Here is a 16438-nt window from a genome sequence, read left to right on the forward strand (position 1 = left end):
TGGACTCCTCAGTCTTTCTCTTCGTCCTAACGCCCTGCATCAGTGGTGGCGCCTCAGTGCCGTCCGCTACAACCGGTTGTTAGGCCGCGGTAGCGCAACCTCCCGAAGGGGATCACCGCCATCTAGGAAAAGACGTCCATCTTTGACCAGAGCGTGAGCAATGCGATTAAGTGCCGCACGCTCTAACTCTGGATGCCGCCCGTCAAGTGCGCCGACTCGTACCGCAAACGCAATGTCATAGGGCTTCTCGCCTTCCTGGAGCACGAAGTCCTCGACAGCGACCTGACGAAAGCTCAAGCGACCAGAAGCGATCTCAGACCCCGAACCTGCCACGGCTTGCGCAATAGCCTTGGCTGATCGGTCTATGCCCAGAACATGCCCGTTCCCAATCCGACGTGCTATGGCACGTGCGGCAACGCCCGGGCCGCACCCAATCTCCAGCACTCGAAGACCAGGCCGCAATGGCAGAGCCTCGACGATCTCAGCAAGTCTGGGAGATATGTCACCGGTCATTCGGTTTGTGCTCCTTTCGGCATCGCGAAATGATTCTTTCCGCGGCCCAACGACCAAACTCACGTGTAAAACGTGACGGCCAAAGGCCGGCGCGTTTTATCACGTGCAGTGCCTGGTTGTGCCGCGACCGAGTCAAGACAACCATGATTTTATTCGGCTCCATAAAGAAACATTTCTGGGCACTTCTTCACCCGTAATTAACTTCTCTAACTTCAGACCAAATCGTTCGCTAAGAGTGCGAAGTTTTTCTTGATTGGGATCTCTATCGTTAGGAATATAAACTGAAAATGTGTAAGTGTCGTGATAGGGTGAAGGGCCGCCGCACCTAACATACCACTCTGTTTCTAGGTAGCCAGCGACATTACCACCATTCAAAAACTCAATCCAGTAAGGAGGGACAGACTCATCTGGCCCTTTGCGAACAAGATACTCTTTAAGCTGCTCGAAAGAGTTAACCCCAATTCGGAAAAACAACCCCACCCTATCTCCAGCCTGCGCCCATAAGAGATCAGGAGCTTCCAGGCAGGGTCGTGCTCCATCCGCATGCGCAGACCGTAGCCCAGCAATACCGCATAGATGTGAAAGATCAGCCCCCGGGTCTTGCGGTAGGGGCGTTCGCTCAGCCCCAGTCGATCCAGGCTGGAAAAGACGCTCTCGATGATCCGATGCCCTCTCAACAGGCACCGCTCCCGCTGGCTATGGGGTCGCATGTTCCGCTTATGCCGGGCAATCAGATCCACCCCCTGCCGGGCCACCTCCGCCTTGAGCCCTCGGCTCAGGTAGCCCCTGTCTCCCGTGACCACCACATACTTCAACCCCCGTAGCAGCCGCACGGCCACCGTGACATCATGCTCCTGGGCTGGGCGCAACAGCACCCGGCGCAAATAGCCCCGGTCGTCCACCTGGGCGTGCAAGCGCAATCCGTAAACAAGAGATTGAACTGTAGTGAAAAGTATCAAAAAAAGGGCATAAAGTCAGGCTGAAAGGGCAGGGAGTACGGTCAGTAGCTGGGATTTGAGGGTTTTTGCGGCATTGTGCTGTGCTGTGCGCCAAGAAAGATCTGGATGTAGTTGTTTTTGCTGTCGAATAAGGTGTAGGGCCTCGATGGCAAGGTCAGCATGTTTGAGTTGAGCAGCATAGGAACGAGAGAGGCATTTGGATAAACCCAGGTTCTGTTTGAGCAGGCGATGCACCCGCTCCAGATCCCAACGAGCTTTCCAGGCGGCAAGGACTTCTTGAATGCCTGCATCCAGGGTGGAGAAGAGGGCCATCAGCTTGAAACCTGCTGGCTGGGGTAGCCAAATCAGCAGCATATCCAGTCGACCCACATCGGCCAAGGTGATCTTGATGCGTTTGACATACCAGCCAAAACGCTTGTAATAGCGGGCTTTACCGGGTGGATAGTGCTCACCCAGTTCTCGGATAGATCGTTGCTTTCCTGCATGTTCGACCTTTTGATTCAGTCTGGCCCGAGCTACGAAAGGTATGTTGTGCTGGTAGAGCTTGGCGAGGTAAGCCTTACCCGCAAACTGGTTGTCGAACACCACGCCTGCGAGGCTATAACCATTACCATTCTTGCGGATGGCCTCGACTACCTGCCACATCGCCTCACCAGGGGTTCGGTACGGGTATACCTCCGAACTCATGGGCTTGGTGGGGAAACCCTCCAGACTCAATGGGTAGGGAAGTTTCCCATATCCAACCAGCCCACATGACAGCAGGTTATGTCCCCACACCGGAGCTTTATCACTGCTGGAGTACACCCGATCCACGCCCTCGATCCAACATCCTTGATGGGCTACGGGAACCAAGTCCACCCCCAGGTACATCCCCTTGGGGGCTGCTTCCAACCGTCGCTCTCGACTGGACTGGTGGGGTTTGGCTTCTTGTCGTAGCAGGCGACAGCTATAGCTGGGGCTATACCCTATCGTTCCACTGGCTGCTATCGCGCTGGGGGTTTTATGGGCTGATTGCAGCAAGCCCAACACATAGCCTTGTTCCCATTGTTGCAAACGCGATAAACTACACTGTACGTCTTCAAACATCGTACAGAAGTACCGTGCTGACCGGATCCTTTGCAAGGACTCTCGGCACGGTTCTTCTTTATGACGACCTTTTCAGGGGTGGGTCAATCTCTTGATTCATCAATGCCTGGGAGATACCCAAAAACAACGGTTATCGTACTTCTACTCATACCTCACCTAAAAACACAAGCGGCCCAACGGCTTGCGTTTCAGCCGCCCGCGTAGCGAAGCGGAGCGGGTCGGCTGGAAACGCTTGTTATGCCGCCCTACTCACTGGTTGCAGTGCTTTGTTCTATTTCGCTCGGTTCGATACCGATGTATTCTAGAAACGCGATAGTCGCTTTAGTATACGTTTCTTCAAATTCCCTACGTTTTTTCAACCCGTCTTTTATGGCTTCAATAATTGCATTCAACGATTCTTTTTCTTCATCAGGTGGTATGGGAATTTGTATCTGTTTCACATCTTTTGGGTAAATGTGCGCAGTCTGTCCCCTAATACATCGTTGGAACGCGCGATACCCATCTTCAGTTCGTAGATACATAAGGACGTAATAGGGGTCTATTTTTTCAGGATTTACCCTAATGACCATAATCTCTGCAACGCACATTACTTTGCCTTGATATTCTTCTGGAATGTAATCCACAATATCGACCTCAGCGCCTATATATTTAGGGTGGTGTGCGGCTGTTCCAACAACAATATCACCTATTTGAACCCTTTTAGCGATATTCTTTTGGTAAAAATCTTCAGTTACGAAGGCTCTTTCATTCAAACTCCAATCAATTCCACGATTTGTAATGTTCCGAAACTTAATAATTCGGATGCCAGAATCAGTATAAGCATTGCGCGGAGGGGTTGTGCCACTGAAAATCACACCATCACAAAGTTCATCCAACGTTTTTGTTTGCCATCCTTTTGCCCCACTACTTCCAACGAACAATTCTGGAGCAAAACCAGCGGTCAATTGGGTTGCGTTTACAACAAAAGAAAGACGCGAAAGATTTGTCTGACCGTGTTGGTATTTCTCATAATCTTCGACAATTAGGGGCAAATCATTTCTTGGATCAGTTCTGCCTGTGTTATCGTAACCGACATGCCTGGCAATAGAGATAAAAACAGGATAATCCAAAGACGGATTCTTGACTTTTTTCTTGGTCAGGAATAGTACACTCGCTTTCCCTACTCCCTTAAATGGGGCAAAAGTTTGTGGCGGTAGAGATACGATAGCATCAACTCGACAGGAGTCCAAAATAAAATCGCGTACGAATTTCATCCACGTGTTTGTCAGTATGCTCTGGGGAAGAACAATAGCCATTCGTCCACCAGGGCGTAAGAATTGAAGGGTTCTTTCCAAGCCGAGAATTTCTAGAGGTAATGAATCCCGTCCTTTTCCAAGTTCAAACCTACCAAGTATTTGCATTACTTCTCCCGTCAGTAATGCACCAAACGGGGGATTAGTCATTGCCACATGGAATACTTCTGGGCTTGTATTATCTTCGCCAGCAAGGGCCTTTATATCTGGATAATTATCAAAACTTAACAAGGCATCAGTACAACGAATGTTGCTATGACCATCATCATGCAACATCATGTCGGTCATAGCAATCCGAACCATCTTGGGGTCTTTCTCAATCCCGTGCAAGTGAAAGAAAGCGAATTGTCTGTAAAAGTAATCGTCAATCTTGCCCTTATATTTTTTCTCCACATATTCGAGTGATACAGTCAAAAAGTGACCACTGCCACAGAAAGGGTCAAGTATCATCTCGTGTGGTTTGGGGTCAATCATTTCAACAATCATTCTAACAACAGGGTCAGGGGTAAAATATTGCCCCATGCCAGAACGTACGGCTGTACCAATTACCTGCTGAAATGCTTGTCCTTTTATATCAGTAGTGCTATCAATAAAACTATATTCCTGCAAGAGCTCAACAACACGAAGAAGCGCGGCACTGCTTAGTCTGATTTGGTCTTTGAAAACTCCGCGCGACCTTTCGTAATTTGGAATGCGTTGAGTATATGTTTCGAGGTCGCTCCTGCGTGCTTCATCGTATAGGTCGCGAATATTCGACGCTATTTCTTCAGTATTTCCACCGTAAGTTTGGAAGACAAACGCTGTTCCAACTTCTTTTTGAATGGTCATGCGTTCATCATAAATCTTCGCATAAATAACTTTGCACAATTCATCGAGACTTTCATCATCGTGCAGGTTATCAATAGAACGGATGGCACTGTGACACTGAAAAAGAATATCCGTATATCTTTCGTCTATGGGTTTTAGACCTGTCCTTTTCCCTTTCGTTGGGTAATCTGGGATTTCTCGAACCAGTTTCACTTTTTGCCGGAGTTCGCCCGACTCGTAGGATGGAATATCCGGAATGTAATCAAAATCATTTGGGTCTATTTTCTTTAACTTAACTCTGGTTCTGGCTGGTGTTCCATCAGTAACCATGCCAATAGTGGCTGTATGCGTAGCAGAAAGGTAGCCCTCTAATTGTCTCTCTGCTTTCCCAAATTCAGCATAAGATATGCCAGAGTTCTTTGTCTCAATGAATAAATACGTTTTACCCCTTTCATTCTTTATGGAAATATCGGCTTCCTTCTCCATCGTTGCCATTTGAACAGTTTCTTCAACGATAATTCGCTCGCCGAGCCACTCTCTAGGGTAACCATACGTTTCAATCAGTTCACGAAGAACCCACTGACGAACATACTCTTCGATGTCCCGCTCGTCCATTTGGGGATTCTCTATGGCTTTCCTTTGAGCAGTGGCAACATCGGCATTTGTCGTAAGAAGCCAATCTTCTGGTGGAATACGATAAAAAGGGCGTATTTTCATTGACCTACACCTTGCTTGAATGAATTAAGCGGCATAACTAGTGATTAAATGTCACGCTGTCCTATAACACCCCGTACTAGGATGTTATCCGATATGTCGGATGTTTCCCATAGCCAAAAACGGTACTCGCCCAAAACTTCCCCCTTTCTCAACGAGATTCGCAATGTTCTGAGGCTCAAGCATATGAGCCGACGCACGGAAACCTCGTATGTGTATTACATATTAGACTTCATTCGCTTTCACGGCAAGCGCCACCCAAACGAGATGGGGGTCGAGGAAATCCGGGCTTACCTATCCCACTTGGCTACCAAGAACAACGTGGCGGCCTCTACCCAGAACGTAGCCCTATCGGCGCTGCTCTTCTTGTACCGCCAGGTGCTGAAAGTCAACCTACCCGACATCGAGAACATTGAAAGGGCCAGGCGCTCTCGGCGGGTTCCGGTGGTGTTCACCCGTGGCGAGGTAGAGCAGGTTTTATCTCGTGCTTCGGGCATCCACCATCTGATTTTGAGCCTGCTGTATGGAACCGGGATGCGCCTGTCCGAATGCCTGAGCCTGCGGGTGAAGGATTTGGATTTCGAGCGGCTAGAGGTTACAGTTCGGGATGGCAAGGGTGAGCGAGATCGGCGAACCATGCTCCCACGCAAACTGGTTCCGGCGCTCCACCGGCAGCACGAGTACGCCCGGCGTATGCACCAGCTAGACCTGGAAGAAGGCTTCGGTGAGGTCGAGATGCCCTACGCTCTGGCTCGTAAATACCCCAACGCGGCCAAGGAGTGGGGCTGGCAGTATGTATTTCCTGCGGCTCATCGTTCAAAAGACCCCCGCACGGGACGGGTAGGGCGGCATCATCTGCTAGAGCACACAGTGCAACGCGCCATGAAAAAAGCCGTACGCGCAGCAGGTATTCATAAGCACGCCAGCGTCCACACCCTGCGCCACAGCTTCGCCACCCACTTGCTGGAGTCAGGTTACGATATCCGCACCGTGCAGGAGCTATTAGGCCATAAGGACGTAAAAACCACCATGGTTTACACGCACGTCTTGAGCCAGGGTGCAAGGGGCGTTCGCAGCCCGCTCGATTCATAGGGCTACCTCAGGCCCCCACACCGCCAGCACCTCCGCCAAGAGCCGCGCTCCTACCAGCGAACTAAGCCCGCTCGAGTCCAAATTCGGCGCAAGCTCGACCAGATCAAAGCCCACCAGCTCGTTGCGCGTGATAGTCCTCCGCACTACCGCCAGGGCCTCAGCGTAGCTCAACCCCTCCACCTCCGGGCTGCTGGTGCCGGGCATTATCGAGGGGTCGAGCACGTCGGCGTCGAAGCTGATATAAACCTTCTTGCCCTGGGGAAGCTGACCCAGCACCCAGGGCAGGTCTTCGCGCACCCTAGCGGCGCTGACCAGGGTGTGGCCCCTGGCCTTGGCCGCTCGGTAGGCCTCGGGGTTGGTGCGCAAGCCCCGCAGGCCAATGGCGGTGATGTGCTTCAGGCCCGGCACGTCCTCGGCAGCGCGGCGGAAGGGAGAAGAGTTGGAATATTTCGTCCCGTTGCGGCTGTCCGAGAAGTCCAGATGGGCATCGAGCTGGACTACGTACAGCTCCGCCAGGTCGTCGTAGGCTCGCAGCACGGGGTAGCTCACCGAGTGGTCGCCGCCCACGAACACGGGCAACCGCACCCGCTTCCTGAGGGTGCGGGCGGCCTCGGTGATGCGGCGGAAGGACTCGGCGTACTCGAGCTGGGCCGGATCCACGTCGCCCGCGTCCACCAGGCTCAGGCCCTGCAGGCGGTAGGTCTCGGTCTCGAGGTCGAAGTAGCCCTCGAGGCCGGGGGCATAGCGGCCGCTGGCCTCACGCAAGGCGTTGGGGGCGAAACGGGCACCGGGGCGGTAGCCCACCGCGAAGTCGTAGGGCAGGCCCAGAAAGCCCACATCGGCCGTCCAGGGCTCCAAGAGGGAGCGGTGGGGGGCTTTGAGGAAGGTGGCGGGGCCGGTGAAGGGCAACTCGCTGCTGCGCATGGGGATAGTCTATGTTGCCGTCACACTTTACCGGTGTCGATCGCCCGGTTGATCATCAGACCTATCTCACGGATCAGATGAATCAGCGCGCCGAAACGGGCATCCTGGGTCAAGCCCTGCTTGTAGCGGGCATAGATCTGCTGCATGATAACCCCCACCTTAAACAGCCCAAAAACGTAGTAGAAGACCACGTTGGAAACATCTGCGCCAGTGCGCTCGGCATAGGCCGCGACCAGTTCGGCCCGGGTCAGGTTACCTGGCACATGGGTCAGTCCAAAGCTTACCAGCCCCGGTGGGTCGCCCGCTTCAGCCCAGTAACCCAGGGTGGTGCCCAAATCCATCAAAGGGTCGCCCAGGGTGGCCATCTCCCAGTCCAGCACGGCGATCACCCGGGTCAGATCGTCCGGGGCCAGCATCAGGTTGTCGTACTTAAAGTCGTTGTGGATGAGCGCCGCGCCAGATTCGGTAGGAAGGTTTTTCGCGAGCCAAGCCATGGCCCGTTCTAGGCCGGGGATATCGTCGGTGCGGGCGTTCTGATAGCGTTGCGACCAGCCCGAGACTTGGCGGGATACATACCCCCTGGGCCTTCCCAGATCGGCCAGCCCGGCTTTTTGGTAATCGAGCGTATGGAGTTCGACCAGGGCATCTACCAGCGCGTACGAGACGCCCCGCATGACTTCGGGCGTGAGCCCTCGAGGGGGCTCGTTGCGTAGGATGACCCCGTGCAGCCGCTCCATCAGGTAAAACGGGGCCCCGATCACCGAGGCGTCCGGGCAGTACAGCAAGGGCCTAGGAACCTTAGGGTAGACCGGCTTCAGGGCCGAAAGAATGCGGTACTCCCGGCCCATGTCGTGGGCGGTTTTGATGTTGGCCCCAAAAGGCGGGCGGCGCAGCACCAGCTCCTGCTCGCCCAGCCGCAGCAGGTAGGTGAGGTTGGAGAAGCCGCGGGGAAACTGCAAGACCTCCAGATTTCCCTTTGCCCCAGGCAAGTTTTCCAGCAAATAACTTTGCAGCCGGGCTATGTCCAGCTTTTCGCCGGGTCGGATGGCGGCGGGTTGGTCGGTCATGGTACTAAAATTACAGGGAAACCTCGAGGCCATACTCCTTCAGCACAGCCCGGGCTACCACGGTCTTGTGCACCTCGTCGGCCCCATCGTAGATGCGAGCGGCCCGCTCGTGGCGGTAGAAGAACGATAGCGGCAGGTCGTCGGACATCCCCAGGCCGCCGTGCACCTGAATGGCCCGATCCAGCACCCGCTGCAAAACCCCCGCCACAAAGAACTTGATGAGCGAAATTTCCACCCGCGCCCCTTCAGCTCCCTGCCGCTCGACCTTCTCGGCAGCGTCCAGCACCATCAGCCGGGCGGCGTGAATTTCAGCCTTGGAATCGGCGATCATGTGCTGGATGGCCTGCCGCGAGCCCAAGGGCTTGCCGGGGGCCAGTTCGCGCCGGGCCGCGTGTTCGCACATCAGCTCGAAGCTGCGCTGGGCAATGCCAATCCAGCGCATACAGTGGTGGATGCGCCCCGGCCCCAGCCGCTCTTGCGCGATGGCGAAGCCCCGGCCCCGCTGGCCCAGCAGGTTTTCTTTGGGCACCCGCACGCCTTGGAGCCGGATCTCCGAGTGGCTCATCCAGTCCTCGCCCGGTTCGCCCATCACCGAAATTTTGCGCACGTGCTGGAAGCCGGGGCTATCGGTAGGGACGATAATCTGGCTGGCCCGGGCGTAGGGATTGGGCTGATCGGGGTCGGTAATACACATCACGATGCAGAAGGCCGAACCCTCGAAGCCGGTGGTGTACCATTTGTGGCCATTGAGCACCCAGTGGTCGCCCTCGAGCACCGCGGTGGTGTTCATCCAGACCGGGTTGGAGCCGGGGTATTCGGGCTCGGTCATGCCAAAAGAGCTGCGGATTTCGCCCGCCGCAAGGGGCTTCAGGAAGCGCTCTTTTTGCTCGAGGGTGCCATGCTTGAGCAAGACTTCCATATTGCCGATGTCGGGGGCTTGCGTGTTGAAGGCGTAGTGGCCCAACGGGCTTCGGCCCAGTTCTTCGGAGAGCCGGGCAAACTCGGTCAGGCTTAATCCCATACCCAGGGGCGGGTGCAGCGGGGGCAGCCACCAGCCCTGGGCCCTGACCTTCTGGCGAACCTTGTGGAGTTCAGGCAGCACGGCCTTGAAACCGTGCTTTAGAAAAATAGCTTCCAGCGGCAGGATTTCGCTTTGTACAAAAGCACGCACTTCTAAAGTCATGTCGGTGGCTTGTGCGGTCATTAGGCCACAGTGTATCAGCTTGCTCGCAGGCAGACCGAGTGGCACAGGCATGTCGCTGTTTACACCATACTACGCAGCGCAAAGGAGCTGCCAGAGGGCGGCAAAAGGCGCGTCTAAGCGTCTTTTTCTACTGGTACGGCTGCTAAAATACCATTATCTATGCCGGCGCTCGCTCGGTTGCTGCTCGCATTGCCGCGCTGTACGCAGTTGGAGCGCCTCGAGAAGAAGGTGCAAGGCAGAACCGTGCTCATCACCGGTGCTTCCTATGGTATCGGGGAGGCCGCCGCCCTCCTCCTGGCTCAGGCAGGGGCGGAGGTGCTGCTGGTTGCGCGCACAGCTGAAAAACTCAGGGAAATTAGCGACCGGGTGGAGCGTGCAGGAGGCCGGGCGCAAGCCTACCCTACCGATCTCTACCCAACCGATCAGGTCGCCGCTCTGGCAAAGACCCTGTTAGACAATCATCCCCGCATTGACATAGTTATTTCTAACGCAGGCAAGTCCATCCGTCGGCGGGTGATAAAATCCCTCGAGCGCGACGACCTGGGGCGCCTGGTGCGGCTTAATCTCATAAGTTCGTCTTTACTTCTCACCGCCCTACTGCCGCGTATGCTTGAGCAGGGTGGCGGGCATATTGTGAATGTTTCCTCGGTATCGGCGCGGCTGCCCATCGCCCCCAACTGGGCAGCCTACCAGGCCAGCAAGGCCGGTTTTGATGCCTGGCTGCGGAGTGTGGCCAACGAGGTGCGCCCGAACAACATCCGGGTCTCCTCGGTGTATCTGCCGCTGGTGCGTACCCGTATGATTGAACCCAGCCGTTTCTACCAGAACATGCCCGCCTTGAGCCCGCTCGAGGCCGCCCAGGTCATTGCCTATGCCCTCGTGACGGGGGTCGAACGGGTAGCACCCTGGTGGCTTTGGTGGGGAGAGCTGGCCAGCTTGCTAGCGCCCAAGCTGGTCAACCATTTGCTTTGTAGTTGGGAAAACCGCCATGGCTAGCATCGTTTCACCCTCAGGCTTAGCACAGTTTTTGCGGCTGGTTGCAAAATCTGGGCTGTTGGGTTCGAAGCCGCTGGTCTCGCTTGCTTCGCTTGTTCCCCTGTGGCTGCGCTTTGGGGGCTCCTTATACACACTGGCCGCCTGGGCCGCAGCCCGCTTTCCAAATCGTCTGGCGGTGGTGGAGGGTGAGCAAGGCCTGAGCTTTCAACAACTGCTTGAGCACGCCGACCGCCTGGCCGCGGCGCTACAGGAACGTTTCGCAATGGATTCGGTTGGAATCCTGGGAAGAAACCGCATAGCATACATCGTGGCCCTTCTGGCCTGCACGCGACTGGGATGCAACCTGGTGCTGCTCAACCCCATGTTTGGGCCCGAGCAACTACGGGTGGTTTTGCGTAGGCGACCTTTAGGCTTGCTGCTCTTTGACCTGGGGTTTCGCCCCCTGGTAGAAGAAGCCCTGGCCTCCATGCCCGCCACGGGGCAGCCCCGGTTGCTTGCGCTCGAGGACACCCCCGAGCTTATCGCAAAGAGCCCTATCGGCAAAACCCACCCCAAACCCCATAAAAGCAGCCTCACGGTGCTCACTTCCGGTACGACTGGCCCCGCTAAAGAGGTTCGCCGAAGGATTAAGGCTGCAGAAGCCCTGGGTCTGATCTCGAGCTTGCTGCTCCATTTGCAGCCCCATAGCGGCCAGCGGGTGTTGCTGGCTGTTCCCCTCTTGCACGGTCATGGGCTCGCTACGCTGGCGCTATGTCTGGTCGCAGGCCTCTCGCTTCACCTGGGCAAAAGCCGCGCTAGAGACCTTTGGGAAGAAATTCAGGCGCACAAGATCGAGTTACTGGTGCTGGTACCCACCATCTTGCACCGGCTTTTGGAAGCAGGAGCCCCGTCGCACGGGAACCACCTGCGGGCAGTCATCAGCGGTTCTGCACCGCTCAACCCGAGCCTGGTCCTGCGCACCTTAGCGATGTTAGGCCAAAAGCTATACAACCTGTACGGCTCGAGCGAGACCGGCGTTATCTCGCTGGCCTCCCCAAAAGACCTGCTCGAAGCCCCCGGCACGGTGGGCCATCCCTTGCCAGGGGTCACTTTGAAGATTCTGGATGAAGTTAAAAACGAGCTGCCCCGGGGCCAGATAGGCCAGGTGTGGGTCTCGCGTGGCGGGCAGATCGCGCCTACCGGCGACCTGGGCTACCTCGACCCCCAGGGGCGGCTATTCCTGACAGGCCGAGCCGACGAAGTGCTCATCTGCGGGGGTGAGAAGGTGTTCCCCACCCAGATAGAAGAGCGCATCACCAACCTACTCCCGTACGCAGAGGAATGTGCTGTGGTAGGGGTACCCGACCTCGAGTACGGACAGGCCCTTCACCTGTTTCTGGTGCTCAAGCCCGGCCATGACAGCATGGAGACCTATGCCATCCAGCGCGACCTCGAGGCCCATCTTCCTCGAACCCTGAGGCCGCGCCACATTACCCTACTAACCGAACTACCCAGGAACCAAGCAGGAAAGCTGCTCCGAGCCAAACTGCACGCGCTTCTGGAGGCGAAGCCGCACTGAAGAAACAGGGCTTGTGGCTTGCCAGCAACCAGGCAAAAGTCTGCCCTGCTCAGCTTCTGGGCTGCGGGTAGCCACCGGCCTCGAGCACCTTCTCGGCAATGCGCCGGCGCAGCTCCACCAGATCCTGAGGCTCGTGCTTGGTCAGGCGGCGGGCCGCCGAGGCCATCAGGCGCATATCGTCGCCCTCGGCCAACCGGGGCAGGATTGAGAGCGCAGCCGCCTGAGCATGGTCGAGGGCCTGGTACAAGTACAACTGGGCCATCTCGGCGTAGACCTTCTCGCCCAGCTTGCGGGCCCTGAGCAGTGCACTCTCGGCGGCGAAAATGTCCATCAAGATGTCGGCTGCCACGGCCAGCACTTCCTGCTCTTCTTCAATCTTCTTGCCGTACTTGAGGGCGGCCAGGCCCAAGACCGCCAGGGCCAGCTTCTTGAGGCCCTCGAGCTGGGCCAGCTCTTTATCTTCGGGCTCCTCGAAAGAGGGCTCCAGCAAATCTTTTTGTAGCTTCATGGCTGCATCGAAAAGCGGCAGCTCGCCCTTCATGGCGCGGCGCAGCAGCATGCCCGGAATCAGGAGGCGGTTAATTTCGTTGGTGCCCTCGAAGATGCGGTTGATGCGGCTGTCACGGTAGGCCCGCTCGATTTCGTACTCGGCCGAATAGCCATAACCGCCGTGAATCTGCACCCCCTCGTCTACCACGTAGTCCAGCACCTCCGAACCCAGCACCTTGATGATGCTGGCCTCGATGGCGTATTCCTCGATGCCGGCCAGCACCGCCTCGGCCGCATTCGCTTTATCGAGGCTGGAAAGGGCCTCGTCAATCATGCCCATGGTGCGGTAAACCGCACTCTCACCCACAAAAATGCGGGCGGCCATCTCGGCCAGTTTTTGCTTGATCAGGCCGAAGTTGGCAATGGGCTGACCAAAGGCCACACGCTCTTTGGCGTATCTGGCCGAGAGGGCCAGCGCCCCCTTGGAACCTCCGATGGCCCCCGCGCCCAGCTTGTAGCGCCCCACATTGAGCACGTTAAAGGCGATTTTGTGCCCTTTGCCCAGCTCGCCCAGCACGTTCTCCACCGGCACCTTCACGTCTTCCAGGAAGACCTGGCGGGTGCTGGAGGCCTTGATGCCCATCTTCTTTTCTTCACCACCCAGCCGCAAGCCCGGGGTATCGCGCTCGACCAGGAAGGCGGTCAGGCCCTCCGGCGTCTTGGCGAAGATGGTAAAGAGGTGGGCAAAGCCCGCGTTGGAGATCCACATCTTGGTGCCGTTGAGGATGTAGTGCTTTCCATCTTCGGAAAGCTCGGCCCGGGTCTTGGCCCCCATGGCGTCGGAGCCGGACTGCGGCTCGGTGAGGCAGTAGGCGGCAATGAGTTCACCCGAGACCAGCTTGGCCAGGAATTTGTCTTTTTGCGCTTTGGTGCCCCAATAAACCAGGGGCAAGAGACCAATGCTGGTCTGAACACCATAGGACACACTGAATCCGCCCGTGCCGGCCAGGGCTTCGGCGATTACCGTACTGACCGTTTTGGGCAGGTCGAGGCCGCCGTACTCTTCCGCGACCTCGACCCCCAGCAAGCCCAGCTCGCCGCACTTTTTAAGTAGGGGGATGTTGTGCTCGAGGGCCCCGTGCTCCAGCGCTTCCGCTACTGGCCGGTACTCCTTCTCCACAAACTGCCGCACGGTTTCCTGAATCATGCGGGTGGTGTCGTCGAAGTCTTCCGGCGTAAAGATGTGTTCGGGCTTTTCCAGTAGCCAGCCGCCGCCTTTGGTGGAGAGTTTCTTGTCTGCGATCACAACCGACCTCCGCTTTTTTGACCTATTACAAACTTATACTGAGTATAAAGTTTAGCGTCAAATTCGCGAACCGTCAATCTGGAATGACACTTATCCGGAGCAACTTTCGTGCAATGCCGTCTTTTACTGAAGTTACACTCAAGGTTAACGACCGGCGGTGAGGGTAAAGCGGCGGTCTTCTTCAGCGATGAGCCGTTCCCCTTCCCAAAGCTGCCAGCGTAGGGCATAGGTACCTGGGGCCACTGGGGGTAGCTTGAAGCGGTAGACCACCTCGAGCCAGGTGGTGAATCGCAGCACCTCGAGCCCGCGGGGATCGCGCTCAAAGCGGCCACACTGGAGCTTATGCAGGGCTTGTTCCAGACCCACCCCAAAGCCCGGCGGCGCTTCCAGTAGAACAATTCGCACATCGGCTGGTTTTTCGTCGCTGGACGCAAAACGACAGCTCTCTACCGGGTTGGCAAATGGCGGGGAAGCCCTGGAGGATAGGCCCACCTCGAGGGTGATAAAAAATCCAAACCCAGAAGGGCCACGGGCCACCGCCGTCCAGCGGCGCTCCTCATAGCGCTTTAGGCCGTAAAGGGGCTGGCCTGCAGGACTGGTGAAAATGGGGAAATCTTCCAGCTTGTACGGGTAGTAGGGCACACTGCCCAAATAGGTGGGCGCGCAAGCTGTCAGCCACAACACCAAAGCCAACCCGGCGTATCGCATATCTATAGCCTAGCACCATAGTCCAGCACTTTGATTGGAGCTTCAGGCTTGGGCAAACACCTCAAAAACCCCCGCCGCGCCCATCCCGCCGCCAATGCACATGGTCACCATCCCCAATCCGCCCCCGCGCTTTGCGAGTTCGTGGATGAGTTGGGTGGTGAGCTTGGCGCCCGTAGCACCCAGGGGGTGACCCAGGGCAATAGCCCCGCCGTTGACGTTGACCTTCTCGGGGTTCATCTGGAGCTCCCCCATCACGGCCAGCACCTGCGCAGCAAAGGCTTCGTTGAACTCGATGAGCTTGAGGTCGTCCAGGCCAATACCGGCTTTGGCTAAAGCTTTGGGCACCGCCTTGATGGGCCCTACCCCCATGATGTCGGGATCCACCCCGCCCGTCGCAAAAGAAATAAAGCGGGCCAGCGGCTTCAGGCCCAGCGCCTGAGCTTTGTCTGCACTCATCACCAGCAGGGCCGCCGCCCCGTCGGAGTAAGGCGAAGCATTGCCTGCCGTCACGGTACCGCCCTCCTTGAAAGCGGGGCGCAGTTTGGCGAGGCGCTCGAGGCTGGTGTCGGCCCGGGGCAGCTCGTCCTTGGAGAACAGGGTCTCCTCTACCTGCTTTTTGCTGCCCTTCCAGTGCACTTTCTTCACCGGGATGGGCACAATCTGATCGTCGAAGGCCCCCCGGGCCTGGGCTTCCAAGGCTTTCTGGTGGCTGCGCAACGCCCAGGCATCCTGCTCGGCGCGGCTGACCCCCCAGCGTTCGGCCACCCGCTCGGCGGTATAGCCCATGCCGATATAGGCCTCGGTCAGCTCAGGGTGGAGCTGGGTGTGGTAGCCCGACATGGGCACCTGGCTCATCATTTCTACCCCGCCGGCCAAAACCACCTCGTTCATGCCGGACATAATGGCCTGAGCCGCATAGGCCACACTTTGCAGGCCCGAGGAGCAGAAGCGGTTGATGGTGGCCGCCGAGACCTCCACCGGAAAACCGGCCCGCAGCATGGAGAGCCGGGCCACGTTGAGACCCTGGCTGGCCTCGGGCATGGCGCAGCCCCACTGGATATCCTCGATGAGGGCAGGGTTCAACCCGACCTTTTCCACAGCCGCCTTCATCACTGTGGCCGAAAGGTCGATCGGGTGCACCGAGGCCAAACTTCCATCGCTTTTGCCGCGCCCCACGGCGCTGCGAACTGCACTGACGATTACGGCTTCTCTCATCACAACTCCTTATCGGCTTTTTTTATGTAGAGGGTCTTTTCAAAGCTGGCATGCACCACACCCCAAGCATCAACGAGCTCTACTGGGTACACGCGGTCAATGGAGGGGTTCTCATCCAGCTTCAGACGAATCACCCCAAGCTCCTCATCGGTAAGCACAAAGCGGGCAAACAGGGTGGTTCTTCCGGGCTTACGAAAACGAATGGAGGCTGCTTTGTCCCAGACAACATAACCCCGCCCCAGGTTTTGGATAAGCATCAGCATGTAGATGGGGTCTATTGCGCCATATAGGCTGCCGCCAAATAGGGTGCCCACGTAGTTGCAGGTACGCCAGTTGAGCGGCAACGCCACGTGCACCTCTCTCCAGTCCGGGGCAATATAAATGACCCGCCCCCCCGTACCCCTGTACGCAGGAAAAAGGTTGAAGCCCCACCGCCACAACCGACTGCGCCAGGACTCGGGCTTGGACCTCGAGAAAGGCAGGGTCATTGCAAACTCCACAAGCAACT

The 16438-nt window shown here is 56.9% G+C and carries 14 protein-coding genes; 3 read left to right on the top strand and 11 right to left on the bottom strand.

Annotated elements, in window-relative coordinates:
- Nucleotides 1–66: 66 nt before the first annotated feature.
- From Q0X23_RS16125 to Q0X23_RS00650, 4 genes are all read right to left on the bottom strand, one after another.
- On the bottom strand, nt 67–513 hold the full coding sequence (locus tag Q0X23_RS16125; RefSeq protein ID WP_374707437.1) for a cyclopropane-fatty-acyl-phospholipid synthase family protein: 447 nt from the start codon (nt 511–513) through the stop codon (nt 67–69).
- A gap of 371 nt (nt 514–884) precedes the next feature.
- Nucleotides 885–1433 (bottom strand): transposase, encoded by a 549-nt coding sequence (locus Q0X23_RS00640; RefSeq protein WP_297858493.1) that lies wholly within the window; start codon nt 1431–1433, stop codon nt 885–887.
- A 54-nt stretch (nt 1434–1487) separates the two neighbouring features.
- The gene (locus tag Q0X23_RS00645; protein WP_297858494.1) at nt 1488–2117 is read right to left on the bottom strand and encodes a transposase; all 630 of its coding nucleotides are present in this window, start codon (nt 2115–2117) and stop codon (nt 1488–1490) included.
- Between the two features lie 686 nt (nt 2118–2803).
- Nucleotides 2804–5374 carry an N-6 DNA methylase gene (locus tag Q0X23_RS00650; RefSeq protein WP_297858495.1) on the bottom strand — a complete coding sequence of 857 codons (2571 nt, stop codon included), beginning with the start codon at nt 5372–5374 and terminating at the stop codon, nt 2804–2806.
- A 93-nt stretch (nt 5375–5467) separates the two neighbouring features.
- Here Q0X23_RS00650 and Q0X23_RS00655 point away from each other — a divergent pair, with 93 nt between their 5' ends.
- Nucleotides 5468–6463 (top strand): integron integrase, encoded by a 996-nt coding sequence (locus Q0X23_RS00655; RefSeq protein WP_297858496.1) that lies wholly within the window; start codon nt 5468–5470, stop codon nt 6461–6463.
- On the opposite strand, the gene speB is transcribed toward Q0X23_RS00655, so the two are convergent.
- The 3 genes from speB to Q0X23_RS00670 are packed head-to-tail and all read right to left on the bottom strand — an operon-like array spanning nt 6458 to nt 9658.
- Nucleotides 6458–7387 (bottom strand): agmatinase, encoded by a 930-nt coding sequence (gene speB, locus Q0X23_RS00660; RefSeq protein WP_297858497.1) that lies wholly within the window; start codon nt 7385–7387, stop codon nt 6458–6460. The genes Q0X23_RS00655 and speB overlap by 6 nt on opposite strands.
- A 20-nt stretch (nt 7388–7407) precedes the next feature.
- Complete coding sequence (locus Q0X23_RS00665) at nt 7408–8454, bottom strand: phosphotransferase family protein (RefSeq protein WP_297858498.1); 1047 nt, start codon at nt 8452–8454, stop codon at nt 7408–7410.
- 10 nt (nt 8455–8464) lie between these two features.
- Nucleotides 8465–9658, bottom strand: a complete 1194-nt coding sequence (locus Q0X23_RS00670) for an acyl-CoA dehydrogenase family protein (RefSeq protein WP_297858499.1) — start codon at nt 9656–9658, stop codon at nt 8465–8467.
- Nucleotides 9659–9817: 159 nt separating this feature from the next.
- On the opposite strand from Q0X23_RS00670, the gene Q0X23_RS00675 reads away from it, so the two are divergent.
- Both Q0X23_RS00675 and Q0X23_RS00680 read left to right on the top strand, forming a co-directional pair.
- On the top strand, nt 9818–10654 hold the full coding sequence (locus tag Q0X23_RS00675) for an SDR family NAD(P)-dependent oxidoreductase (protein ID WP_297858500.1): 837 nt from the start codon (nt 9818–9820) through the stop codon (nt 10652–10654).
- The gene (locus Q0X23_RS00680; protein ID WP_297858501.1) at nt 10647–12212 is read left to right on the top strand and encodes a class I adenylate-forming enzyme family protein; all 1566 of its coding nucleotides are present in this window, start codon (nt 10647–10649) and stop codon (nt 12210–12212) included. The genes Q0X23_RS00675 and Q0X23_RS00680 overlap by 8 nt, the downstream gene beginning before the upstream one ends.
- 49 nt (nt 12213–12261) lie before the next feature.
- Here the strand turns inward: Q0X23_RS00680 and Q0X23_RS00685 are convergent, their stop codons facing one another.
- The 4 genes from Q0X23_RS00685 to Q0X23_RS00700 form a co-directional block, all read right to left on the bottom strand.
- Nucleotides 12262–14007, bottom strand: coding sequence for an acyl-CoA dehydrogenase family protein (locus tag Q0X23_RS00685; RefSeq protein ID WP_297858502.1), 1746 nt, complete (start codon nt 14005–14007; stop codon nt 12262–12264).
- A 144-nt stretch (nt 14008–14151) separates the two neighbouring features.
- Nucleotides 14152–14715, bottom strand: a complete 564-nt coding sequence (locus tag Q0X23_RS00690) for a hypothetical protein (protein WP_297858503.1) — start codon at nt 14713–14715, stop codon at nt 14152–14154.
- 42 nt (nt 14716–14757) lie between these two features.
- Nucleotides 14758–15930, bottom strand: coding sequence for a thiolase family protein (locus Q0X23_RS00695; RefSeq protein WP_297858504.1), 1173 nt, complete (start codon nt 15928–15930; stop codon nt 14758–14760).
- Entirely contained in the window at nt 15930–16418 is a 489-nt protein-coding gene (locus Q0X23_RS00700; RefSeq protein WP_297858505.1) for a DUF4442 domain-containing protein, read from the bottom strand. Before Q0X23_RS00700 ends, Q0X23_RS00695 begins: the two co-directional genes overlap by 1 nt.
- Nucleotides 16419–16438: the final 20 nt, after the last annotated feature.

The sequence above is a fragment of the Meiothermus sp. genome (assembly GCF_026004115.1).
GTDB lineage: Bacteria > Deinococcota > Deinococci > Deinococcales > Thermaceae > Meiothermus.